At 36.2% G+C, this 24,656-nt stretch carries 26 protein-coding genes; 10 read left to right on the top strand and 16 right to left on the bottom strand.

Translation table 11 applies throughout. The features are described 5' to 3' along the window. Positions 1-263 precede the first annotated feature (263 nt). A complete protein-coding gene (locus PMI13_RS09980; RefSeq protein WP_007843267.1) occupies positions 264-974 on the top strand; it encodes a Dph6-related ATP pyrophosphatase in 711 nt (236 codons plus the stop codon). A 33-nt stretch (positions 975-1,007) separates the two neighbouring features. Here PMI13_RS09980 and PMI13_RS09975 read toward each other — a convergent pair whose 3' ends face one another. Beyond that, a complete protein-coding gene (locus PMI13_RS09975; protein ID WP_007843265.1) occupies positions 1,008-2,417 on the bottom strand; it encodes a pyridoxal phosphate-dependent decarboxylase family protein in 1,410 nt (469 codons plus the stop codon). 202 nt (positions 2,418-2,619) lie between these two features. Between PMI13_RS09975 and PMI13_RS09970 the strand changes: the two genes are divergently transcribed. Together PMI13_RS09970 and PMI13_RS09965 are read left to right on the top strand one after the other, a co-directional pair. Then, the gene (locus PMI13_RS09970; protein WP_007843263.1) at positions 2,620-3,765 is read left to right on the top strand and encodes a serine hydrolase domain-containing protein; all 1,146 of its coding nucleotides are present in this window, start codon (positions 2,620-2,622) and stop codon (positions 3,763-3,765) included. Positions 3,766-3,782: 17 nt separating this feature from the next. After that, a complete protein-coding gene (locus PMI13_RS09965) occupies positions 3,783-4,310 on the top strand; it encodes a 2'-5' RNA ligase family protein (protein ID WP_007843261.1) in 528 nt (175 codons plus the stop codon). Positions 4,311-4,361: 51 nt separating this feature from the next. Here PMI13_RS09965 and PMI13_RS09960 read toward each other — a convergent pair whose 3' ends face one another. Both PMI13_RS09960 and PMI13_RS09955 read right to left on the bottom strand, forming a co-directional pair. Continuing rightward, positions 4,362-5,726, bottom strand: a complete 1,365-nt coding sequence (locus PMI13_RS09960) for a peptidase M64 domain-containing protein (RefSeq protein ID WP_007843260.1) — start codon at positions 5,724-5,726, stop codon at positions 4,362-4,364. Positions 5,727-5,728: 2 nt separating this feature from the next. Further along, on the bottom strand, positions 5,729-6,220 hold the full coding sequence (locus tag PMI13_RS09955; protein WP_007843259.1) for a hypothetical protein: 492 nt from the start codon (positions 6,218-6,220) through the stop codon (positions 5,729-5,731). 101 nt (positions 6,221-6,321) lie between these two features. On the opposite strand from PMI13_RS09955, the gene ruvC reads away from it, so the two are divergent. Continuing rightward, on the top strand, positions 6,322-6,876 hold the full coding sequence (gene ruvC / locus PMI13_RS09950) for a crossover junction endodeoxyribonuclease RuvC (RefSeq protein ID WP_007843258.1): 555 nt from the start codon (positions 6,322-6,324) through the stop codon (positions 6,874-6,876). Positions 6,877-6,882: 6 nt separating this feature from the next. Here the strand turns inward: ruvC and PMI13_RS09945 are convergent, their stop codons facing one another. The 3 genes from PMI13_RS09945 to PMI13_RS09935 form a co-directional block, all read right to left on the bottom strand. Then, positions 6,883-7,347, bottom strand: a complete 465-nt coding sequence (locus PMI13_RS09945; RefSeq protein ID WP_007843257.1) for a hypothetical protein — start codon at positions 7,345-7,347, stop codon at positions 6,883-6,885. Between the two features lie 60 nt (positions 7,348-7,407). Continuing rightward, on the bottom strand, positions 7,408-9,303 hold the full coding sequence (locus tag PMI13_RS09940; RefSeq protein ID WP_007843256.1) for a zinc-dependent metalloprotease: 1,896 nt from the start codon (positions 9,301-9,303) through the stop codon (positions 7,408-7,410). 416 nt (positions 9,304-9,719) lie between these two features. Next, entirely contained in the window at positions 9,720-11,615 is a 1,896-nt protein-coding gene (locus PMI13_RS09935; RefSeq protein ID WP_034669418.1) for a zinc-dependent metalloprotease, read from the bottom strand. Positions 11,616-11,831: 216 nt separating this feature from the next. Between PMI13_RS09935 and PMI13_RS09930 the strand changes: the two genes are divergently transcribed. Both PMI13_RS09930 and PMI13_RS09925 read left to right on the top strand, forming a co-directional pair. Then, on the top strand, positions 11,832-12,902 hold the full coding sequence (locus PMI13_RS09930) for a DUF4407 domain-containing protein (RefSeq protein WP_007843254.1): 1,071 nt from the start codon (positions 11,832-11,834) through the stop codon (positions 12,900-12,902). 67 nt (positions 12,903-12,969) lie between these two features. Further along, positions 12,970-13,167, top strand: a complete 198-nt coding sequence (locus PMI13_RS09925; protein WP_034669417.1) for a KTSC domain-containing protein — start codon at positions 12,970-12,972, stop codon at positions 13,165-13,167. An 87-nt stretch (positions 13,168-13,254) separates the two neighbouring features. Here PMI13_RS09925 and PMI13_RS09920 read toward each other — a convergent pair whose 3' ends face one another. Both PMI13_RS09920 and PMI13_RS09915 read right to left on the bottom strand, forming a co-directional pair. Next, on the bottom strand, positions 13,255-13,905 hold the full coding sequence (locus PMI13_RS09920) for a hypothetical protein (protein WP_007843253.1): 651 nt from the start codon (positions 13,903-13,905) through the stop codon (positions 13,255-13,257). Between the two features lie 20 nt (positions 13,906-13,925). Then, positions 13,926-14,147, bottom strand: coding sequence for a hypothetical protein (locus PMI13_RS09915; RefSeq protein ID WP_156104399.1), 222 nt, complete (start codon positions 14,145-14,147; stop codon positions 13,926-13,928). Positions 14,148-14,541: 394 nt separating this feature from the next. On the opposite strand from PMI13_RS09915, the gene PMI13_RS09910 reads away from it, so the two are divergent. Next, on the top strand, positions 14,542-15,009 hold the full coding sequence (locus PMI13_RS09910) for a redoxin domain-containing protein (protein WP_007843244.1): 468 nt from the start codon (positions 14,542-14,544) through the stop codon (positions 15,007-15,009). Positions 15,010-15,011: 2 nt separating this feature from the next. After that, the gene (locus PMI13_RS09905) at positions 15,012-15,530 is read left to right on the top strand and encodes a DsbA family protein (protein ID WP_007843243.1); all 519 of its coding nucleotides are present in this window, start codon (positions 15,012-15,014) and stop codon (positions 15,528-15,530) included. Positions 15,531-15,599: 69 nt separating this feature from the next. Here the strand turns inward: PMI13_RS09905 and guaB are convergent, their stop codons facing one another. From guaB to PMI13_RS09865, 8 genes are all read right to left on the bottom strand, one after another. Further along, complete coding sequence (gene guaB, locus PMI13_RS09900; RefSeq protein ID WP_007843242.1) at positions 15,600-17,060, bottom strand: IMP dehydrogenase; 1,461 nt, start codon at positions 17,058-17,060, stop codon at positions 15,600-15,602. A 181-nt stretch (positions 17,061-17,241) separates the two neighbouring features. Continuing rightward, positions 17,242-17,946, bottom strand: coding sequence for a hypothetical protein (locus PMI13_RS09895; RefSeq protein ID WP_007843241.1), 705 nt, complete (start codon positions 17,944-17,946; stop codon positions 17,242-17,244). Positions 17,947-17,971: 25 nt separating this feature from the next. After that, on the bottom strand, positions 17,972-18,472 hold the full coding sequence (locus PMI13_RS09890) for a DUF4252 domain-containing protein (RefSeq protein WP_007843240.1): 501 nt from the start codon (positions 18,470-18,472) through the stop codon (positions 17,972-17,974). 12 nt (positions 18,473-18,484) lie between these two features. Next, positions 18,485-19,768, bottom strand: coding sequence for a DUF4252 domain-containing protein (locus PMI13_RS09885; RefSeq protein WP_007843239.1), 1,284 nt, complete (start codon positions 19,766-19,768; stop codon positions 18,485-18,487). A 5-nt stretch (positions 19,769-19,773) separates the two neighbouring features. Then, positions 19,774-20,460: a hypothetical protein gene (locus tag PMI13_RS09880; RefSeq protein WP_034669416.1), complete on the bottom strand. Its 687-nt coding sequence runs from the start codon at positions 20,458-20,460 to the stop codon at positions 19,774-19,776. Continuing rightward, positions 20,435-20,944: an RNA polymerase sigma factor gene (locus PMI13_RS09875; protein ID WP_007843237.1), complete on the bottom strand. Its 510-nt coding sequence runs from the start codon at positions 20,942-20,944 to the stop codon at positions 20,435-20,437. The genes PMI13_RS09880 and PMI13_RS09875 overlap by 26 nt, the downstream gene beginning before the upstream one ends. Positions 20,945-21,043: 99 nt before the next feature. Next, positions 21,044-22,204, bottom strand: a complete 1,161-nt coding sequence (locus PMI13_RS09870; RefSeq protein WP_007843236.1) for a GlmU family protein — start codon at positions 22,202-22,204, stop codon at positions 21,044-21,046. 223 nt (positions 22,205-22,427) lie between these two features. After that, the gene (locus PMI13_RS09865) at positions 22,428-22,679 is read right to left on the bottom strand and encodes a type B 50S ribosomal protein L31 (RefSeq protein ID WP_002976190.1); all 252 of its coding nucleotides are present in this window, start codon (positions 22,677-22,679) and stop codon (positions 22,428-22,430) included. Positions 22,680-22,863: 184 nt separating this feature from the next. Here PMI13_RS09865 and PMI13_RS09860 point away from each other — a divergent pair, with 184 nt between their 5' ends. Continuing rightward, positions 22,864-24,270, top strand: a complete 1,407-nt coding sequence (locus PMI13_RS09860) for a hypothetical protein (protein ID WP_007843235.1) — start codon at positions 22,864-22,866, stop codon at positions 24,268-24,270. After that, positions 24,270-24,596, top strand: coding sequence for a nucleotide pyrophosphohydrolase (locus tag PMI13_RS09855; RefSeq protein WP_007843234.1), 327 nt, complete (start codon positions 24,270-24,272; stop codon positions 24,594-24,596). Before PMI13_RS09860 ends, PMI13_RS09855 begins: the two co-directional genes overlap by 1 nt. Positions 24,597-24,656: the final 60 nt, after the last annotated feature.

Raw genomic sequence — 24,656 nt, 5'->3', positions numbered from 1 at the left:
CCAATACTGACTACAGACTTCAAAACAATTATATATTACAACCTCAAGGAAAATTCTTTGAGGTTTTTTTGCATTCCTAATAAAACTTTAATGAAGAAAATAAAGAGAAAAACAGGACAAACTCTTATTTTTACCTAAGCCTATGCTAACGAATCCTTAATTTAAGGATGGAATTGTTTTGTCATATCAGGAAAAAGATTAATTCCACCTATTTATCTTCAGTATTCTGAGAGATTTTTTATTTTCGCAGAATAATTAATTTAATGAAACCAAAAGCCATCTTCAACTGGAGCAGCGGAAAAGATTCTGCTCTTGCCTTATATAAAACTTTAAAAGAAGGTCAATTTGAGGTTACTGCTTTGCTTACAAGCATTAATAAAGAGTTTCAAAGGATTTCTATGCACGGGGTTCATGTTTCGCTTTTGGAAAAACAGGCTGAAAGTCTGGGCCTGCCTTTAATTAAAATGGAACTTCCGAAAGAACCGTCGATGGAAGAATATCGTGAAATTATGAGTAAAACCATGAATAAAATACAATCTCAGGGCATTACCCATTCTATTTTCGGGGATATTTTTCTTGAAGATTTAAGAAAATACCGTGAAGATCAATTACAAGCCATCGGCATGCAGGCTGTTTTCCCATTGTGGAAAATTAACACAACAGATCTCATCCAGGATTTTTTAGACTTAAGGTTTAAAACGATCGTAACTTGCGTGAATGAAACTTACCTTGACAAAAGTTTTGCAGGAAGAATTATCGATAAAGATTTCATCAGCGATCTTCCTGAAAATGTAGATCCTTGCGGAGAAAACGGTGAGTTTCACACCTTCACTTTTGATGGCCCTGTTTTTAAGCAACCAATTCATTTTGAAGTCGGGGAAATAGTAAAAAAAACTTACCCGAAACCTAAATCTGATCCCGATGACCAGAATGAAGAATATGTTTTCTGGTTTTGTGATCTGATTTCAAAATAAGCCCCGTAGCGATCGACTAACGGGGTTTTATAATTATTTCAATGCAGTAATGACTTCATTCATCAGATTAAAGACCAGTTCTATATCTTTTTCATCCGTTCTCCAATTGACAAAAGCAGCTCTGATTCCTTTATGCTGATTGTAAAAAGTAGGAGTCATGAATACTTTCCCGGTATGGTTAAGCAGTTCTAAAAACCGTTCAACTTTATCCTGATCCGCACTGTCTTTAAGTGTAAAGCAAACTGTATTCAGCCGCACCGGAGCCAGGAGTTTAAAATCACTGCTGTGATCAATGAATTCCCCAAACTTTTTTGATAATGTTATATTGTTTTCTACGATTTCCTGATAGCCTTTTTTACCGTAAGCCATCATAGAAAACCAGGCAGGCAAAGCTTTCAGTCTTCGTGAGTTTTCGGGAAGAAAATTTAAATAACTGAAATTTTCCAGAGGATCTCCCAGATAAGGTGCATTAGAATTCTGAAAAGTTTCCACCTGTAACAGTTTATGTTGTTCTTTTATGAAAAAGACAGCGCTTTCATACGGAACATTCAGCCATTTATGACAATCTATCGTGATGCTGTCTGCATTTTCCCAGCCATCCACCAGATGTTTCGTCTCCTCTGTACAGGCCGCAAAGCCTCCGAATGCCGCATCAATATGCCACCAGAATTTATATTTCTTTTTAAGTTCTGCAATCGCTTTAAAATCATCGAAGTCTACAGTATTCACCGTTCCGCCGCTTGAGATCAGAATAAAAGGCTCATCCTGCAATTCCAGAATCTGTTTCTCCAGATCTTCAACAGACAGAGCTTCCCTGTTTCCCGCCATTGTTTTAACCTTAACAATATTACTGCTTCCAATCCCTAAAAGTGACAGGGATTTTAAGCTTGAAGAATGTGGTGTAGCCGTTACGATCTTAAAAGGGAACGAAACTCCGTCTTTCGCCACATCTTTTCCTTTTTCTTTTCCTATCCACTGTCTGGCCACTGCCATACAGGTAAAGTTGGACATCGTTGCCCCGGTTACAAAACCTCCTAAGAAACTTTCCGGAAGCCCCAAAAGATCCAGCATCAGCTTAATGGTTTCCAGCTCGATAACCGCAGACACATCACCCTGACCTTTTGATGCTTGTGTATTCTGATCATATACGGAAGCCAGCCAGTCTCCGGCAATAGAAGCTGGTGTAGATCCTCCTGTTACAAAGCCCCAGTATCTCGGGCCTGATGAAGCAACGATAACCGGTTCAAATTTTTCATTAAAAATCTCCAATGCTTTTTCTGTTCCGTAGCCGGATTCTGATATTCTTTTAATGTCCGGGAGTACATTCTGATCGACAGAAGTTCTTCTGTCAGATATTGTATTCAGATAAGAAAGTCCCTGTTTTTTTATTTTTTCTAATAACCGGTCAATTTGTGACCAATCGTTCTCCAGATATTTTTCCATTCTTGCATGATAGTTTATTCAAAATTATTACTTTTCGGGTATAATTCCACTATATAATACACCCCAATCCGGGGCTTTAAGATTAAGTTTAAGCAATATGTAAACAATTAAACATAACCCAATTAGAATAAAACCATTAAATTTTAAATACAAAACCCTCAATTTGCATCCTTTTTGATGGGTTTAGCATAAATTAAAACCAATGCTGAAAATTTATAAGTTTCTATTCACTTTATTCGTTCCCATCTTTTTTTTAACAGCCTGCAAAAAAACTGCAGAACCTCAAATTCCGGCTGTTGACAGAAATGCAATTATAGATTCAACAATCACTGCTTTTGAGAAAAAGCTTCTGGAGCAGCAGATCGATTCTGTTTTTAAAAAGTATCATTTCAATGGCAGCATTGCCGTATTCAAAGATTCAATAGAACTGTACCGAAAAAATAATGGATTTTCCGATTTTAAAAACAAAACAAAAATTGACAGCAGTACTATTTTTGCCATAGGTTCCGTGAGTAAACAGTTCACAGCAGTGATGATACTTCTTCAGATGGAACAGGGAAAGCTGAAAACAGATGATAAAGTTTCAGACTACCTAAAAGATTTTCAGACTAAAGAATATAAGAACATCACAATTCATCAGCTTTTAAATCATACTTCTGGATTAAATACACTTGGGGGAAAACTGATGTTTAAAAGCGGTTCCGATTTCTATTATTCCAATGACGGATTTAATACATTAGGAAAGGTCCTCGAAAAAGTTTCGGGAAAATCTTATGATGAAAATCTCAAAGAGCTGTTTTCAAAAGCAGGGATGAAACAATCTTCCACAGGAAATACTTTTAAGGGTGGTAATTTTGCAGGAGCCTATCTGGGAAATGAAAAGAATACAGAAGAGATAAAAAATATGCCGGAAAGACTGGGCGGAAAAGAAATAGGAATTCCTGCAGGTGGGATTCTTTCTACCATTCAGGATCTGCATCAGTGGAATACTGCTCTGTATGGCGGAAAAATTTTAAAGCCTGAAACTTTGCTGAAATTTGCCGCAAAAAGTGCTGAAAGGCATCATGCTGTTTTTGGAAAAATGAATTATGGTTATGGTATCATGACAAGTACGGGAAAGCCCGACATTTATTTTCACAGCGGATATATCAAAGGTTCCCCGTCGCTCAACATTTATTATCCCGGAACTAAGACATCTGTTATCATATTGTCTAATATTGCCGATGAAGCTAAAGGAAAAGGCTCTATTTTCAAACCTTATACTGAAGTTAAAAAAATAACTGATGCCCTTGAAAATACCATTGTTAATATGAGAAAAGGAATGATCAGCACGGTAGAGAAAAAATAGTTTTATATTTTTAACTCATGAAAAAATTATACTTCATAGCAATTTATCCACCTCAGCAGATTATTGATGAAGTAGAGGTTTTTAAGCAGGATTTAGCCATAAACTATAATAATTCAAAGGCAGTAAAGAATGATGCCCATATTACATTGTGCCCTCCTTTTTGCAGAGAGCTCGAATTGGAAAATGATATTTTTGTAGCATTTGATAAAATCGATACTCATATTTCCCCTTTTGAAATTGAACTTAACGGTTTCAGGAGTTTTCCCAATCCTAAAAATCCTGTTTTGTATATACATCCGGAAGAAAATATACAATTGCATGACCTTTATTACAGGGTAAAGCAACAGTTCAGGTTTATGCGAAGCTCTTTTAATCCTCATATCACAATTGGATACAGGGATTTAAGCTTTGAAAATTATTTAAAAGCATGGGAGATTTATAAAGACACAGATTTTAAAACTAGTTTTTTAGTTAATAAGATTCTGCTCCTCCGCCATGAAGGAAAATGGTTGCCCATCGCAGAGAAGGCAGTAGGTATAAAATAAAACCGGCCCTAATAGAGCCGATTTATATTATTGAAACTAAAATTAAATTAATTATTCTTTTACAATTTTCTGGGAGATAATCAAACCTCCATTTTCTGTTACATTCAAAGTATAAACTCCGGCAGGTAAGGTATTTATTTCCACATGTATTATTGATGAAGCTTTCATGTCAAATTTCACAGGAATTATTCTGCCTGATCCGTCGTATAGTGCCAGTTTAATGTTTTTCGCAAACTCCTGCTTTCCTTTGATATAAAATTCGTTATTGGCAGGATTAGGATAGATCCCGAATCTCCTTTCTTTTGCTTCCACATCAGATACTTTCAAAGTGGCTGATTTATTCAGCGTCCAGGTTACGGTAGCAAAATGAACTGTGTTATGGCCTGTTACCTTAACTAAAGTAGTGTTATCGGTTACAGAAAAAATCAGGGTATTATTTCCATCATTTAGCTGACTTGGTGAAACTGTCAACGAATTAGCGGTTGAGGAAAGAGCTGTTCCGTTAAGCTTCCATGTATTAACTAAAGTATTGGGTATGGGTAAAACCTCATTTACAGTAAAGGTAATCGGTGCCGTCACATTGACTGTACTGTTGCTGGCGGGTGTATAAGAATCGACCGGTGAAACCAGTGAATGAATTTTTTCAATGATAGTTTCCTTACATACTGAGCAAAACTGCCTGTCAAGGTATCTCATTTCACAATTCTGGTGCGGACGGTACCAGGAAGGGCTTTCAGTATAAGGATAAACTCCTACACTATTGAATCCGACCCAATTTTTCCATTTAATTGTTGTCGGATTGGAATTCTGGGTTTTATTAGGAGATTCTCCTGTACCTGCAAACCAGTATTCATCAGCCAGATTTCCGAATGAATGCCCTAGTTCATGTACTACAATTTCATTAGCAGCTCCGTTTAAAGAGGCAAAAGCATACGTTCCGCCACAGCCTCCGTATTCTGTAGAATTTCCAAGCACATAAGTAATATCATAATCCGGCACATTAGCGGCCAGAACCTGCGCCACTTTATTTGTCGTATTGCTGTAAATACATCGGTGAACTCCGAAATCAAAAGAAGATCCCAAATAATTGGTAGGATTGGAAACCGGAATTACGGGCTCTGTGACATCAGCTGCCGTTCCGGGATGCTTTACTCCGGTTTGTGTAGAAATCACTTTTACGGCATAGGCATTAAAATAATTCTTATATTCCGTGTATGGGCTTTTCGTAAAAAGATAATTGATGGTAGACTGTGCCGAGGACACGAAGCTGCTTTGCTGTGCCGCAGTAAACCCGTCTCCTAAAACCGCAATATTGATGCGTTTGTCATTCGATCCGTTATTCAGTATAGATACGGTCTCAAAAGTCTGAGAAAAGCAGAACGTGCTGATCAGTAGGAAAAATAGAGTTTTTTTCATGGCTAGAGTTTTTGATTGAATAATAATTGGTTCCCTGCATTTGTAATTTTCTCAACTTTCACGATTCTGATATCTGCGGAATGTGGATACCGAACACTGAACTCAGCATTTTCAAGAGAGACCTTATGCCTGTTGATTCCTTCTTTTTCAAAGCTTTCCATATTCTGATTCAACGGGTCTTCAACAATCTGCTTGTTGATTTCTTTTCCGTTGCCATCCGTCAGGGAAACAATAAAATCACCGATCCCTGCAGAATTTCTGTTATAAGCCGGTACAGATTTAAGTTTTCCGTCTGTAATTTTTTTTGATTCAAGCGTTACTTTTTCCGGGCCGGAATCACTTTTTTCAACTTTAAAAAAAAGATATCCGATCTGGCTTTTGTCTTTCAGTAAATTTTCAGTTTCCATTGAGCTATTTACTCTTAAGTTACCCACCTGCAAAAAGCTGCAAAAAGCAAAGAGTGGAAACACACAAAGGTTTAGTAAGTTTTTCATAATCATTTTTTGTTGAAGTTAATAAATTTTCACTATATGAAGATTTACTATTATTCTTTTTTTACTTCTGAAAAAAACCGAAAAGTTATATCTTTGACTCAATGATTTCAGAAAAAATAATTTTAGGTATCGATCCGGGAACCGCCATCATGGGGTTTGGAATTATTTCCATTAAAAAAGGTAAAATGGAACTGGTTTCCATCCACGAACTTATTCTGAAAAAATACCCGAACCACGAGACTAAATTGAAATATATTTTTGATAAAACTTTGGCTTTGATTGATGAGTTTCACCCTGATGAAGTGGCCTTGGAAGCTCCTTTTTATGGCAAAAATGTCCAGAGTATGCTGAAACTTGGCCGTGCACAAGGAGTAGCAATGGCTGCAAGCCTGCACAGAAATATCCCGATTACAGAATACTCTCCGAAAAAAATAAAAATGGCAATCACCGGAAATGGAAATGCCAGTAAGGAGCAGGTAGCAGGAATGCTGCAAAGTCTTTTAAAACTGAAAGAGTTTCCTACAAAATATCTCGATGCGTCTGATGGTCTGGCTGTAGCCGTTTGTCATCATTTCAATTCAGGAACCATTTCAGAAACAAAATCTTACTCCGGTTGGGACAGTTTTTTAAAGCAGAATCCGGACAGGTTAAAGTAAGAAGTGTTATTGTTTTTCATAAACATCTTCAATTTCGGTTACTTTCCCGTATATAATATCGGTATAGAGTATCGCGAATCTGTTTTTTGAAATTATTTTAAACTGTTCATTTTTCTTAAGGTCTTCTTCGAAATATGAAAATGAACTTCCGTTTAATGTAATCAAATTTCGGGAAGTGGAACTTTTCACTGTACAGTTTTTACCTGTGGCAAAATTTTTGGTTAAAAACAGGTCCTGCCTCTCTTTTTCAAACAGCAAAGTATAGTGTTTCATACATTCATGAAGAGGAAATACTTTCTTTTCATTTCCATCTGCATAATTCTTAGCCGTTAATTTCCATGTTCCTGTAAAATAATCAGCATTATCATTTTTCCGGAAATTCTTTGGCGCATCAGCTAATGTCAAATTTTGAGTTTGCCCCTGACAGCCTACTATTAGACTGTAAAACAGCAATACAATAAGTATTCTCATATTTATCCTTTTTAAACATAAAAAAAGCTGTCTCAAAATTGAGACAGCCTCTTTGTTATTTTAATTATTTAAGAATTTTTTCGATTCTTTCTTATCTGAATAATTGATCATGTACATTCCTTTTGGAAGCTGCTGATTGATCTGAATCTCATCTGATTTAGAAACTCCTTTCTGCAGGATTTTTCCACTTGCATCATAGATCTCGTAATTTCCAAATATATTATTCTTACCACCAACTAATTTCAGCTTATTTTCAGATTTTATGTAAACCATTTTAGTTTCTGATTTATTTTTCACTTCAGAAGTTCCTAATACATCTAAAATTCTTACTGCATAATCTTCCATCTGCCCGTACTGCAATTGAGCGCATGGCCCAAAATCAGGAAGATCTGTTCCATTAAACGTTGCCGCATCTACAGCAATTCTCATTCTTAAATATGTATTTTTTACTGCTGAAGCAGGTGCCGTGATATCATTGGTAAGCGTTATGTCAGATCCTGAATTCATAGCATTTGCAGAAGTATTATTAACCACTAATTCAGCATCTTCAAAAGAACCGTTGTTATTATAATCTATCCAGACTTTTGTCCTGAATTTATTTGCCTGGGGAAATCCATTCATATAGCTTACTTTCAACGGCGTGCCGGCTGTTGCTGAAATATCAGTATAATAGGCCGGCCTGATACATGTTGCTGTAGAATAATCTGCATAGTAGACAGGAGCAGCTTCATCTGAATCATATCCGTTCGTTGTACTGTTGATACTTCCAAAATTAACTTTGTAAGGTCCTATGGCAAAATTATTATTAGTTGGATGAAGTGTTCCTGCAGGGTTACATTGTGCTGCAATTACAGAAACCGGTGAAGGGATAACAACTGACGGATCTTTACCAGCTGTTGAATTAAGCAGGTTTTTTCGGTATTCCATCATAAGCATGATGGCTCTGTCTCTCTGCCCTTCTGTAAACTTACGGTTAGAATTTGTATAATTCATGACATTATACTGGGTTCCATCGTTATTTTGTCCCGTACATGGGTCAATTGTATTATTATTAGGAACCGGAACTCCATACATACTTCTTGAAGGAGATGTATCGCAAACCCTGTCCCCGTCTGTTGCACAGTTATTATTTACAGGACAACTCGTTTGATTGGTATATGATACTCCCTGAAACGTATGGTATAATCCGAAAGCATGTCCCAACTCATGGGTGAGTGTTGTATCGTTCAGGTTTTTAATCGTAGCCACTTTCATGAAACTTTCATAGCTGTAATCATAAGAATCCGGGAACATGGCATATCCCATTAATCCGTATGATAATTGTTGTTGGCCATCAAACCCGATCACCACATAGATATTAAAATAGGATGTCTCCGGCCAGTGAGGGGCCAGTTCGTTTTTAATCTGGCTATCACTTGCTCCACTTGCACTCTGCATCTTAATACCCCTGGTATCATATAGAGGAATCGTGCTCCCATTATATCTTACAATACCTGTTGTAGGAGTACAGCTTGGAGATCTTTTAGCTAATACAAGCTTGAAAGGAATCACGGCTCCACCGTCAGGACCTGTGCCTTCAGGGTAAAAACCATTTCCGAAAGTTGTGGCATACATGCTGTTTGCCCTGTCGATCCAATCTTTAATCTCCTGATCTGTAAGGGAGAGGTTAGCATTGGCTGCAGCCTGAGATTCAATCACATGCACTACCACAGGAATTTCGTATACCTGGCCTGAATAAAGGCCGTTCCAGGAAGTAGTTGCTCCTACTTTATTCAGATAGGATTGTTTATTTAATCCAGCCAGTCTTGCTTCGACTTCCTCTCTATTTTTTTCTAAATTTGGATATTTAGCATTCATTTTTCTCATTACATCATCAAAACCACAATATTTTTCCGCGTTTTGAGAAAATGCATTAACAAAAGAAATCAATGCATAAATCATAATAATTTTCTTCATATTAACTTATTTCGTAAATAATTTTTCACAAAACTATCATTTTTTTCAAAACACCCCAATAATTTCTACCTAAATTTTACAAATATTCAATAATAGTTTCATATTATTCTATAAAAAACTGGGATACAATAATTTAACTTAGTAAAAACAAACACAATGGTAAAATATATTCCTACTCTTTAACATTGATCTTATTTTTAGTATTCCTTTTGTATACATTTTTAATTATGAAAACAACCAACAAACTATAAATCAAGCGAATCATAAGGTCAATGAAAGAATATATTCATTACTACAGGATAGATCAGACTTAATTTAAAAGGAAAGAGTCCTGCACAGTGCAGGACTCTTTCTTATCAAAATATTATTTAGACTTTTGGGTGCAGTTTACATTTTATTATGAGACAGCTTCTTATTTAATTATTTAAGAATTTTTTCGATTCTTTCTTATCTGAATAATTGATCATGTACATTCCTTTTGGAAGCTGCTGATTGATCTGAATCTCATCTGATTTAGAAACTCCTTTCTGAAGGATTTTTCCACTTGCATCATAGATCTCGTAATTTCCAAATATACTGTTCTTACCGCCAACTAATTTCAGCTTATTTTCAGATTTTAAATAGATAATTTTAGTTTCTGAATTATTTTTCACTTCAGAAGTTCCTAATACATCTAAAATTCTTACTGCATAATCTTCCATCTGCCCGTATTGCAATTGAGCACACGGTCCAAAATCAGGAAGATCCGCTCCATCAAACGTTGCCGCATCTACAGCAACTCTCATTCTGAGATAAGTATTCTTCACTGCTGAAGCAGGTACAGTAATATTATTGGTAAGCGTGGTGCCTGATCCTGGATCTAAAGGGCTCACCGAAGTATCATTAACTACTAATTCGGTATCTTCAAAAGAACCGTTGTTATTGTAATCTATCCAGACTTTTGTCTTGAATTTATCCGCCTGGGGAAGTCCATTCAAATAGCTTACTCTCAATGGCGTGCCGGCTGTTGCCGAAATATCAGTATAGTAAGCAGGTCTGATACATGTTGCCATACAATAGTCTGCATAATAGACAGGTGCTGCTTCATCTGAATCATACCCGTTAGTAGTGCTGTTGATACTTCCAAAATTAACTTTGTAAGGTCCAATGGTAAAATTATTATTAGTAGGATGAAGCGTTCCCGCGGGGTTACATTGTGCTGCAACAACAGATACAGGAGACGGAATAACAACTGACGGATCTTGTCCGGCTGTTGAATTAAGCAGGTTTTTTCGGTTCTCCATCATCATCATAACAGCTCTGTCTCTCTGCCCTTCTGTAAACTTACGGCTGGAACTTGTCTCATTCATGACATTATACTGGGTTCCGTCGTAATTTTGTCCCGTACATGGGTCAATTGTATTATTATCAGGAACCACCGCAGATCCCTCCATACTTTTGGAAGGTGAAGTATCACAAACCCTGTCACCGTCTGTCTCACAGTTATTATTTATAGGGCAACCTGTAAGATAGTTATCACTATCCCCTTGGAAAGTATAATATAATCCTAGGGCCATTCCAATTTGCCGGGTAAGTGTTACATTGTTCGGGGCTTTAATCACAGCAACTTTTATAAAACTGTCATAGTAGTAATCATAAGAACCCGGGTAAGTTGATACTCCGTTTATTTCATATGACAATTGTTGCTGGCCATCAAATCCTATCACCACATAGATATTAAAATAGGATGTTTCCGGCCAGTGAGGTTCCGCGTTTCTAATCTTGTCACTCCTTACTCCAACTGTACCCTGCACACGAACTCCCCACGTATCGTATGAGGGAATCGTACTTCCATTGTATCTTACAATACCCGTAGTAGGGGTGCAGCTTGGGGATCTTTTAGCCAGCACAAGCTTAAAAGGCATCACTGCTCCGCCGTCGGGACCAGGGCCTTCAGGGTAAAAACCATTTCCGAAAGTTGTAGCAAACATGCTGTTTGTCCTGTCGATCCAATCTATAATCTCCTGGTCTGTAAGGGAAAGGTAGGCATTGGCTGCAGCCTGAGATTCAATTACGTGCACTACTACAGGAATCTCATATATCTGGCCTGTATAAAGTCCGTTCCAGGAAGTAGTTGCCCCTACTTTATTCAGATAAGATCGTTTATCCAACCCGGCTAATCTGGCCTCTACTTCTTTTCTATCTTTTTCCAAATGTGCGTATTTGGCATCCATTTTTCTCATCGCACGATCAGAATTATAATATTTTTCTGTGTTTTGAGAAAATGCATTAATAAAAGAAATTAATGCGAAAATCATAATAATTTTTTTCATATTGTATTTATTTAATAAATAATTGCCACTAAAATATGATTTTTATCAAAAGTAACAAGCGATTTTTCAGCCAAATATTCAATACGATTTCATATTATTTTATAAAAAATTGGAATACAACAACTTAACTCGTAAAACAAACATACTTGGTAAAACATATTACTGTTTTTAACATTGGTATGATTTTTAGTATTACTTTTGTATAAATTTTCAATCATGAAAAATAACCAACAAACTATAAATCAAGTGAGTCATAAGATAAATTGGTTCCAGAAGTTTCTGATGGTCTGCTCCGGGGGAAACATCCATATTTTAAGAAAAACCCCAAGTGAATGGAACAAATTTGCCGGGATTGGTGGAATCGTCCTTTTTACAGCTGTTTTTGCCACTCTCTCAGCAGGCTATGCCATGTATACTGTATTTGATAATATATGGGCATCGGCGGGCTTTGGAATTTTATGGGGATTAATGATTTTCAATCTTGACCGTTATATTGTTTCTTCCATAAAAAAAACAGGCACCTGGTGGAATCAGGTTCTAATGGCTGTTCCTCGTCTGGTTTTAGCAACATTTTTAGGAATCATTATTTCAAAGCCACTAGAGCTCAAAATTTTCGAGAAAGAGGTTAACAAACAATTGAATACAATCATCCAGAGAAATAAAAAACAGCTTCAGGGTGAAATGAACGGAAGGATTTTACAACAAAGCGGCCCTTTCGAAACAGAAAAGAAACAGATCTCAGAAAAAGTTGGACAGTACCAGAAGTCTTATGATTCTGCAGCTGTAGAACTGGAAAAGGAGATTCTAGGAAAACAGACTGACCTTACAAGTGGAAAAGAAGGTTTTGGGCCTAATGCCAAACGTAAACAGGAACTTAAGGAGCAAAGAAGACAGGATCTGGAGAATTACCAGAAGCAGGTGGCCCCAAGGCTTGAATACCTGGATAAAGAGATCTCAAAAGTATATGCCAATCTTGAAACGGAAAGAAAATCAACCGAAACATTTGAGGACAAATTCAATGGCTTTGCAGCAAGGCTACAGGCATTGGATGAGCTGGGGAAAAATTCGGCTATCATAGGTCTAGCTGCTGCTTTTATTATGGGGCTTTTTATTTGTCTTGAAATTTCTCCTGTATTGGTCAAATTAATTTCTCATATCGGGCCTTATGATTATCTCCTTGAAAAAACCGAAAATGATTTCCGCTTATATTCAAAAGAAAAAGTGGAAAAAGGAAATGCCCTGACCGATTTCCGGATTGATGATTTTAAAGAAAACCTTAAGAAATAAATTAAAACCCTTTCAGAAATCCTGAAGGGGTTTTTAATGATAGGAATATTTTTTGCAGGAAAATAGTATGCCTTCCAGTGTTGTTAATCAATATATCTATTTTCCTGAAACTGAAATATTGCGGATTATATATCAGTCGGGTGCCATATATGATTATCTGAAGGTTCCGCAGCCCATTTCTGATAAATTTAAAACAGTAAGATCTAAAGGCAGGTTTTTAAATGCCGTCATCAAACCAAAATTTAAGTTTATTAAAATAAAATGATATATCAGTAAAAAATAAACTTATTTTTCTTCTGATGCAGTTTCTTCGGAATTTAGTTGTTCAGCTTCTTTAAAGAACTTCATATTTTTATTGTAAATCTTCGATTTTATCTAAAAAAGTATAATCTTCCTTAACTTTGTTTATGTAGGGGTCTCGTCCTTCTGGTTTACGTACGAAATCTGAATGAAATGTTTCAGTTCCTGAATAAGTAACAATCTGTTTTGCTAAATCCTTCACTAATTGTGTATTTTGAGAATCTTTGTTCAAAGTCACTAAGGTATTGTACAAAAGACAATATCCTATGTATTTTGAAGCAACTAATTCTTTAGCATAATTTGCTATTAAGGCAGCCTGATCCTGAGTCGGCGTTTCATTTTGAGTTCCAAGAAGATCTTTTTTGGCAAGTATTATATAGATCAAAAATTGTTTCTCTGCAGTACTTAAATCAGTGTTATACAATGAATTAATTACTTTCCACTCAATTTCAGAGTCATTTATTTTATGATTAAGATCATTCTCAATACTGAAAGTAAGAAAATCTGTATGAGCATCAAGATATGGCAATTGTTCTGTATACTCTTTCCCAGCGACCCTGCTAGTGACTGAATTATTTTCATTTAAAATCGATGATTTAAATGCACTTTTATCATTATTTGATTCATTTGCCATAGCGTCTTCTTTAGAACAGTTTGCTAAAATTGAAGTTATAGCTATAGTGCTTAAAATGATTTTTTTCATATTCTTAATTTATTTTTTTGTTAGCAACCTATACTTGTTCCTTCCCACGAATCAACTACTCCGGTATCAAAGACATAATCTGACGTTGCATAGGCATAATGAACTGTTGCTCCATGAGGAGGATTTCCTGTACAAGCAGTTCCATTTGGAACATTCCATCCCATGCCAACTCCATAACCACCGGCTGAATTATAACACCCTTTTGTACATACTTTTGCTTCAATAGCCACAAAAGCTACCATAGCTAAAACTATCATTAGTTTTTTCATATTTATTTTAATATTTAAATTTCATTGTGAAGACATAAAATAAATCCAATAATCTGGAAATTATTTTTCTATATTAAGCACCTTTAATACGACTTTTCAAAGGTATAGAATAGGATTAAAATTTAATTACGGCTATACGTAACGTAGAATAATTGAAAAATTAATATGAAGTTGAATTACTTTCTCTTACTTATCCCAATCAAGAAAACATTCTTGGTGAATGCTTTTTGTTATTTTTTGTATATGTTAAATAATTCTCATTTTAAGCCAAACTTTAATATAAATTTAAGTTTTTAAATACAATAAATTAAATTCCTATTTATAATTTTAATCTGCCATTAAATACACATTAATCAAATCTCTAAATATGATATTAGAAAAAGGAACCCCAGCCCCGGAATTTGAACTTCATTCCACACCTGATCAAAAGCTGAAACTTTCTGATTTTTCAGGTAAAAACCTAGTTTTGGTTTTCTATCCAGCAGACTGGAGCCCTGTGTGTGGAGACCAGGTGAGTTTATATAATGAAATGCTTTCCATTTTCCGAAAATACGACGCCGAGATTCTGGGAATTTCAGTAGACAGCGCCTGGTGCCATGACGCCTTTATGGAGAACAGGAAGCTACACTTTCCTTTATTGGCCGATTTTAATCCGAAAGGAGAAGTTTCAGCAGCTTACGGAGTTTATAATGAAGAAAACGGAACATCAAAAAGAGCTTTGTTTGTAATCGATAAAGAAGGAATCATTCAATGGAGTTATTTATCTCCTGATGGTATTAATCCTGGTGCTGACGGCATTATCGATGCTTTAGAAAGTTTAACTCAAAAACAATAATTATGTCTGTTCTAAGAATTCCAGTTAGCCCTAACGATCATGTTCAGGGTGATCCCAATACTGCAAAAATCGTATTAGTAGAATATGGAGATTATCAGTGTCCTTATTGCGGACATGCTTTTCCACTTGTAAAAAGATTTGCTGAAGAGCATTCTGATGAAGTCGCTTTTATTTTCAGAAACTTTCCTTTAACAGATTCTCATGAATATGCTATGGCAGCTGCAACAATAGCGGAAGCAGCCGGAAAACAAGGGAAATTCTGGGAAATGCACGATCTGATTTATAATAATCAAAACATGCTGAATGAAGACATGCTTAAAGAGTGTATCAAAGCATTGAAACTCGATATTCATAAAGTTGAAAATGACATTACCACTGCCAACCTGCAGGATAAAATTGAAACTGATTTTGAAGGTGGAGTAAGAAGCGGCGTCAACGGAACCCCTTCATTTTTTGTCAATAATCAGAAGTGGGAAGATTATGACGGGACTTATGATTCATTCATTGACCTTCTTTCTTAGCTGTGAACATATTATCAAAACAAAAAACCATGCTTATTTGCATGGTTTTTATTTATATTCAAATAATCATTATAATGAATAGTTGGGAGCCTCCTGAGTGATAATCACGTCATGCGGGTGAGATTCTTTCAATCCGCTTCCTGTAATCATTACCATTTTGGTATCTTTTTGCAACGCTTCGATATCTTTTGCCCCACAATATCCCATACCGGCTCTTAAACCACCGGTCAGCTGGAAAATGACATCTTCCAATTTTCCTTTGTGCGGTACTCTTCCTTCAATTCCTTCCGGAACGAATTTCTTAGCTTCACTCTGGAAATATCTTTCTTTTCCTCCTCTCTTCATTGCGGAAAGACTTCCCATTCCCTGATAAGATTTGAATTTTCTTCCCTGGAAAATAATTTCTTCCCCCGGAGCTTCATCCGTTCCTGCTAAAAGAGAGCCTAACATTACGGCTCCTGCTCCACTTGCAATTGCTTTTACAATATCTCCTGAAAGCTTGATCCCGCCATCTGCAATTACTGCCACATTTTGAGACTTAGCATAATCATATACATTGTAAATTGCAGACAATTGAGGAACACCTACCCCGGCAACCACTCTCGTTGTACAGATAGAACCAGGACCAACACCCACTTTAAGAACATTTGCTCCTGCTTTAATCAGGTCTTTTGCTGCTTCTGCGGTTACAATATTTCCACCAACGATATCTAAATCCGGATATGCATTCCTGATTTCTGAAATTTTATCCAAAACCCCTTTAGAATGACCATGAGCTGAATCGATTGCTACAATATCCACACCGGCTTTTACCAAAGCTTCAATTCTATCCATCGTATCTTCACCTACTCCAACTCCGGCTCCTACGATAAGACGACCGTTCTGATCTTTGTTGGCATTCGGGTATTCCAATTGATTATCAATATCTTTAATCGTAATTAAACCCACTAATTTATTGTCTTTATCTACGATCGGAAGTTTTTCAACCCTGTTTTTAAGAAGGATTTCTTTTGCTTTTTCAAGGTTGGTATCTTTATCGGAAGTGATCAGATTTTCCTTTGTCATAATCTCCTCAACTTTCATATCAAGGTTTTCCTGATATTTTACATCTCTGTTGGTAATGATCCCGATCAATACATTATCAGGATTTACTACCGGAAGACCGGAAATTTTATATTTTGCCATCATATCTTTGGCCTGGCCTAAGGTATGATCTTTTGAAAGGGTAACGGGATCAGAAATCATTCCGTTTTCAGAACGTTTTACCCGGTTTACCTGTGCTGCCTGTTCTGCAATCGTCATGTTTTTGTGGATAAAACCCAAGCCTCCGACTCTTGCCAGAGCAATAGCCAGATCTCCTTCAGTAACTGTGTCCATCGCAGCAGAAACTATCGGAACATTCAGCGTAATTTTGTCGGTAAGTCTTGATTTTAATGAAACCTGGTTAGGTAAAACTTCTGAATAAGAAGGGACTAGAAGAACGTCATCGAAAGTGATGGCTGTCTCTACAATTTTGTTATGAATAGACATCTTTACTTTCTTTGCAAAATTAGGCTATTTTAACGAGATAAAAAAATCCTTTTTAATAGTTTAAATAAAATTTAATAATCAATAACTTAAATCGAAAAACCGCCCTTATATAAAGAACGGTCTTCTGTACAAAATAATGAATGTATGTGAAACTAATTGCTTCTTATTATAAATGTCTGCTTTATTTTACAATCTGCCCATTTTCATCTAATTTATCGATATGAGTCTGGTTGTTTTTATCAACATAAATTTTAAGACGGATACGCCCATTGCTATCTTTAAGGAATAGTCCTACATCTCCGTCACCTGTTTTTCCTGCAAAAAATCTTTCCGTAGTTAATTTTCCTTCCTTTCTCAACTTGCCATATGCCTTTTTCGATGCTGCAGGGTCATTAAGCTTCTTTAGTGAATCTTCAAATTTTATTATATCTTCCAGAGGAAAGTCATCGGGTCTGTCCCAAAGCTTAAGCCCGTAGGTCCTGTTCTTTTTATCACTGCCTCCCTCCATGTACTGAAGCTGCATAATCTGGTCTGTATTCTTCTGATCTACAGAATATACCATTCCGGATCCATCTTTATCCGCTCCATACACAAGCCCTCCGCATTCGTCACCCAGCTCATTAAAAAAGATCAGCCCCGCTTCTCTTTCTCTTGGTTTAAATTCTTTATTGTTGACCATTCCGGGATGCTGACGTTTTTTATTACTGATCACCATTTTTAATGTTCCGTCTTTTTCGATAACATTAATGCGTTCTACATCTATTTCTTCAAAACGTTGATGGCTGTTTTGATGTTTAAATGCAAAAAAGAAAAACAGAATGCAAACGGCAGTAAGTGAAACTGCATATATTTTAAGAATACGTACTTCTCTTGTTAATTTTTCCATAGTAAACAGTGTTGATTATCATAAATTATTTATCTGACGCAGCATTAATCATCTTTGAAATATCGTCTGCCGTAAAATTTCCTTTTACATCTACAAAAACCAATTCTTTATCAGAATTTACTGTAATCAGCATATTTTTAATGGATTCACCTGTCTGTTTTACACGGATATTAACATTGTCTCCGTCATGTTTTATGGTTGCCCAGTCTTCATAATTGTTATTATTCAGAAATGCTGCATAATCATTTAACATCTCTTTATCCCCATTTTCAACGGTCAGCACTTTTATTTTTGATACTTTTTTCACAAGATCCATCATCGCTTCATCTTCACCATCTTCCTTCAGCGCTTTTTTAATAAAGGGTTTCGCTAAAAACATCGGTACATTGAAGCTTTCAAACTTTGCACCTTTAAAATCATACCCCGAATCTGAAAAGAAATCCATATTGGGTTTGTGTGAAACGACACAGGATTGCAGTAAGAACAATATACCTGCAGTGAGAAAAATGTTTTTTAAAGTTTTCATGGCTGTTCAGTTTTAATTGATAGGCTTTAAACTTCCGCCGGACATTTTACTGATCTCGGACTCTATGTCAGGGTTTCCTCTGTATTTCACCAAACCTCCTGATGAAGCTTTTACTTTAAGCTTTCTAGCCACATTTACAGAAAGGTTTCCCCCTGATGTCGATTCGGCCTCAAGCTCATCCAGTCTTAAGTTTTCAGCTTTACAAAGCGCCCCACTGCTGATATCAATTGATCCGGAGCTGGCCTGGCCTTCAAAAAACGTATCGGCACCGCTTGATGTTTTTATAATAATATTTCCGGTATTGATGTCAGCTTTAATATTGGACCCGGAAGTAGCTTCTACATTGGTCGTATTTGAAACAGTAAACTTTCCTTTTATTAAAGACCCTGATGAGGCATCTATATCAAGGTTATCCGCTCTTACAGAATTTACTGCTGTAAAACTGGCTCCGGAAGAAGCTTTAACGTTATCCATTCTTGGAGAGGAAACATTTACACTTAAATTTTTAAACTTCACGTTTTTAACCCCTTTATTATCTATATACACTTTTAAAATATCATTTTCCACCTTCGTAACGATATATTGAAGTTTATCCGCATCAGCAATTACTTTGATGCTGGTCGGGCTTTCCTGCTTATAAACCAGGCTTATTCCGGTACTTACATGAATCCCTGAAAACTCACCTACATTTCTGGTTTCTCCGTTCAGATAGGAGGAATTGGTTTCCGAAGTCATATTACTTCTTAAATTACTAACAGGGCTATTTTTTGATTCTGTGGAATTGATGATTTTATTAACGTCGCTCATTTTCATTTTCCCGTTAAGGATAAAAAGAATATTCTCTTCATTAGAATCAATATTGAAAACCAGGTTCTCTAAAAAATCACCGTTTTCCGTCTCTGCCAAAAACTTCATAGAAGTACCGTCACTGTTCAGAGACATCAGCTCATTAAAATTAAGGGATCTCAGTGCTTTATTCACTTTCTCTGTTTTCAGATCGTTTAATCTTATATTGTCTGAATTTTCAGATTTGAGGTCTTCCGGAAATGTAGCTTTTGGAATAATAAGAACTTTAAGACCATCTACCTGGCTCAGGATAGGTCTTATTTTTGCAAGATATTCATTATCCACATCAAGGGTATTCAATAATTTGAACATCGGTTTTTTAATGTTGATAGAGGTTACCCCGCCATTCTTTTCAAAATCCTGAAAAAGCTGATTTAACTTTTCAGTCTGTGCGGAAAGCGTTACCAAACCGGTTAGGATAATCATTAATATAGAAAATATTTTTTTCATGACTTTTAGTATTCGTTGTTCAAATTTTCATTTTTTTGAGAAGATGCTACTGATTTTTTAAACTCACTCCCCATTTTCATAAAGGAATAGGTAGCAACATCTATTGCTTCTTTTTCACTGGTGATTCTCTTTCCATTCACAATTACATAGGAATCATTATAGCTCATGGAATCTTTTGAAATCTTTTTATAGGAAGAATTATCAACGTATTTCGGCTTTCTCTCTTTTTTCAGCCTGCCTCTTTTGGGTAAGATTTCATCGAGAACATCTTTCTCCGCCATTGTATTTTCCTGGAAGATTGAATCTTTTTTGGCGCCGGAAATCGTATCGTTGGTATGATTGACAGCTACCTGATCCTGATGGTCATTATTCTCTTCGATAAAATCATTTTTCTGATTTTTAATCTGATTTTCGACAAACTGAGCCTGATCTTTAGCGGTATTATCCTGATTATAATTTAAGACCAGCCCGATACCGAAAAGTACCACTGCACTTGCTGCCATCCAGAACCATTTCGGGAAAGAAGGTTTACTTTTTCCAATCGGAATGACCGGAGCTCCATGATCTGGTCCGCTCTCATCTTCTTTTCCTTCTGCTTTCTTTAGGAAATCTTCAAAATCCCAATCCATTTTTTCTTCCTTTAACTTCCGGAAGACCTCCTCGTACTTATCTTGATATTGATCGTTGTTCATAATTCATCAGTTGTGATATTTGTTCTTTTACTTTTTGTCTCGCCCGCATCAGATTTACTCTTACTGCGTTTTCTTCCATTTCCAGTATTTCAGAAATTTCAGACACTTCATACTCTTCTACATCTTTCATATGGATAACCATTTTTTGTTTCTCCGGAAGCTGATTGATAAATCCTATAATATGTTCTTTCAGATTATTCACTTCCATACTGTAAAGCTCAGAGCGGTGAAGCTGCATATCTGCAAACCCTAACTTCACATCGTGGTGCTTCAGTCTGTTCAGGCATTCGTTCCGGACAGCTTTCAATGCATAGGATTTTAAATTCCCGAACTGCTCAAGCTCTTCTTTTTTCTGCCAGAATTTGATCATCAGATCCTGCACTACATCTTCCGCCTCATCACTGCTCATGACAAATCTTTTCGCAAAACGATACATCTCGTTTTTGAGAATAAACACCGTATTCTTAAAAATTTCTTGGGTCATGAGTTTTGTTTCTATAGGTAAGACAATTAAAGTTTGAATTGTATTACATCTTAAAATAAAAAAACTTCAAAAAAAATTGAAGTTTCGTTTACAATTTGATTAAAATACATCAAAAATATATTTCAAAATAGCCTTATCATTGTCTGTTAATGGCACTTTTCTTCTTGCCATTGCTCTTTCTGCAACTTCGTAGGCTTTATCTAGCTTAAATTTCTCATCATCTTTAAATCCACCCCATGAAAAGTTTTCAATTAAATTTGGTGGGAAGCCTTCTTTAAAAATATTGGAAGCGACCCCAATCACGGTTCCTGTATTCAATTGAGTATTGATCGCTGTTTTGGAATGGTCCCCCATAATCAGGCCGGCAAACTGTAATCCGGTATCTTCAAAAGCTTTGGTTCTGTAATTCCAGAGTTTTACATGGCTGTAATTGTTTTTAAGATTGGAAGAATTGGTATCTGCTCCGAAGTTACACCATTCCCCGATCACTGAATTTCCCACAAAACCTTCGTGCCCTTTACTTGAATATCCGAAAATGATAATATTATTAACTTCGCCTCCTACTTTACAATGGGGCCCGATGGTAGTGGCTCCGTAGATCTTCGAGCCTAAATTAAACTTAGATTCCTCTCCAAGTGTAATCGGACCACGAAGATTACAACCTTCCATCACCTCAGCTTTTTTCCCGATATAGATTTTCCCGGTTTTGGTATTCAATGTTGAAAACTCAATCTGGGCTCCTTCTTCTATGAACAGATCTTTTTTATTGCCTAAAAATCCGTTGGTTGGAGAAAGTTCCTGTGAAACTCTTCCTTCGGTTAACAAATCATAATCGAAATCAATCGCCTTATCATTGTATGTGAATAAATCAGTCGGCTTTTTAAAGAAAACAAGCTCCTCTTTAATATCCGTCATTTTTTCAATCTGGTTTAATGAAAACCCTTTCATATTGATTTTAGCAGCGATCAGCTCGTCTTCATATACCAGGGCTTCTCCCTGCTTAAGGTCTTTTATCTGCTGAATAACGGTTTCTGTCGGGAGGAAGTTGGTTACTAAAAAAAGGCTTTCTTTTTCTTCCGGGCTTTTAAATTTATCCTGAAGATAATTTTCAGTAAAATAAGAAATCTCCGGGTTGTCTAACAGCTTCTGCCATCTTTCGGAGAACGTAAGGATTCCGCATCGCATTTCTGCAACGGGACGTGTAAAAGTAAGCGGAAGGAAATCTTCCCAGTATTGTGCATCTGAAAATACTAATTGCATTCTTATAGAAGTTAGAGGTTAGAAACCAGAAATTAGAGGACGGAAACCGGAAGTTAAAAAAAAATCATTAATGAACTTCTAATCTCAATCTCTTTTCTAGCTGAAAGCAAAAATACAAATACTGAAACTAACTTCTAATATCTAATATCTAAATTCTATATTAAATCAATAAAAAAAGTCTCCCAATCGATTGGGAGACTTCAATATTTTATGTTTCAAAAAATTACTTAGCGAATTTTTTGTATTTGTTCATGAACTTATCAACTCGACCTGCAGTATCAACTAATTTCACTTTACCAGTGTAGAAAGGGTGAGAAGTAGAAGAGATTTCCATTTTGATCAAAGGATATTCTTGTCCTTCATACTCGATAGTATCTTTTGTTTCTGCAGTAGATTTACAAAGAAACACCTCGTCGTTACTCATATCTTTGAAAACAACAAGTCTATAATTTTCTGGGTGGATTCCGTTTTTCATAATACAATTGTTAAAAAAATTAAAGTTTTGCTTTCGAAATAGTAATGGATATTTCTCTGCTAATTTTAGGGTGCAAAAATACAATATTTTTTCTAATATCCAAATAGCTGTCCAATATTTTTTGTTTAATAAGAAATTCAAAGTATTTTCGTTAAATTTGAAATCTATTTAAACTTTAATTTCGATGAAATTCAAATTATTACTGGCTTTTTCTTTCTGGATGCTTCTTCTAACAGTATCGTGTAATAAAGACGATATCAGTTTTGATGCTCCTTCACAGTCATTAAGATTTTCTGCCGATACGGTATTTTGTGATACGGTTTATCATCAGGTGCGTTCTGAAACATATGCTGTAAAAGTATATAATAATGAAGACAAGGATGTTTTAATTCCGAGAATCAATCTTGAGAAAGGTGCTGCATCTCTTTACAAAATCAATGTAGACGGAAAATCCGGATATGATTTTAAGGATGTTCCTCTGAGAAAAAAAGACAGTCTTTATATTTTTGTTGAAATTGCTCCGCAAGCTTCCGGACCTGAAGCTATTGCTGAGGACCGTATTATTTTTAACAGTCCGGCAGGAGAACAGCACGTTACTTTATTTTCTGTTGTTCAGGATGCGGAATTCTTTATTCAGACTCCCAATAATCCGAATGTGATCAGCAGTCATACGACATGGACCAATGATAAGGCTAAAATTATTTACGGAGACCTGACCATTGATTCCAATATTACTCTGGATATCCAGCCCGGAACTAAAGTTTACTTCCATAAAAACAGCGGGATGAAGGTATCTTCAGGAGCAACTCTCAATATCAACGGTGTTTTAAATAATGAAGTGGTCCTTCGTGGTGACAGAAATGACCCGAGATATGATACAATTCCGAAAAACTGGAACTCCATTAAAATGGATGCCGGTTCTACCCTTAATATGAATTACGCAAGGCTTTTCGGAGGTACCCGAGGTTTGGAAATGAAACAGACCAATGCCACGATCAGTAATTCATTCATTCACACTTTCCAGGAATATGGTATTTATGCCGTAGCTTCAACAGTTAATGCAAAAAATCTTGTGATGAATAATTGCGGTGAATCTTCTATCGGTATTTTCAAAGGGGGAACCCACAGCTATATTCATTCTACAATCGCCAACTACTCTGATGTAATGGCCTCTTCCAACCGCAACGGGGTTTTTGCCACTAACGAATGGCAGAACGAATCGGGACAGGCAGAACAGGGAGCATTACAGATCAGCTTAATCAACAGTATTGTATATTCCGACCGGGATAATTCCGTAAATTTTGAGCATACTCCCGGACAGTTATTCAATTACCTTTTCCAGAATTGTTTATTGAAATATTCCGATACTTCTGAAGCAGGATTTAATTTTGACAACAATACTAATGTTGAACTGTGTAAAAAGAATGAAGACCCCTTGTTCCTCAACTACTTCACAGCACACCTTAATTTAAGAGTAAAGCCTGATTCACCAGCAAGAAATAAAGGAAATGCTGCCGGTGCGGCAAGTGTACCTTTTGACATAGCCAATGTATCAAGACCTTCCACCCCTACCCTCGGAGCTTATCAATAATGGAAATTACCAATTTACAGCAGCAGGTCGACGAATGGATAAAAACCATTGGGGTACGTTATTTTAATGAGCTTACCAATATGGCCATGCTTACAGAAGAAGTAGGTGAAGTTGCAAGAATTATCGCCAGAAGGTATGGTGAGCAAAGTGAAAAAGAAAGTGATAAAAGCAAAGACCTCGGTGAGGAGCTGGCAGATGTGCTGTTCGTCACTTTGTGTTTAGCCAACCAGACAGGAGTAAACCTGCAGGAAGCTTTCGACAGGAAAATGAAAATAAAAACTGATCGCGATAAAGACAGGCATCAGAATAATGAAAAGTTAAAATAGTTATAAGTTATGAATGATGAGTTATGAATTAACTTATTCAACTTATTAAATAATGAAGTT

Origin of the sequence: Chryseobacterium populi, assembly GCF_000282115.1 — a bacterium.
In the GTDB taxonomy this organism is placed as follows: domain Bacteria; phylum Bacteroidota; class Bacteroidia; order Flavobacteriales; family Weeksellaceae; genus Chryseobacterium; species Chryseobacterium populi.
The sequence above is the reverse complement of the archived record's forward strand: the minus strand, read 5'-3'. Positions and strand labels throughout refer to the sequence as shown.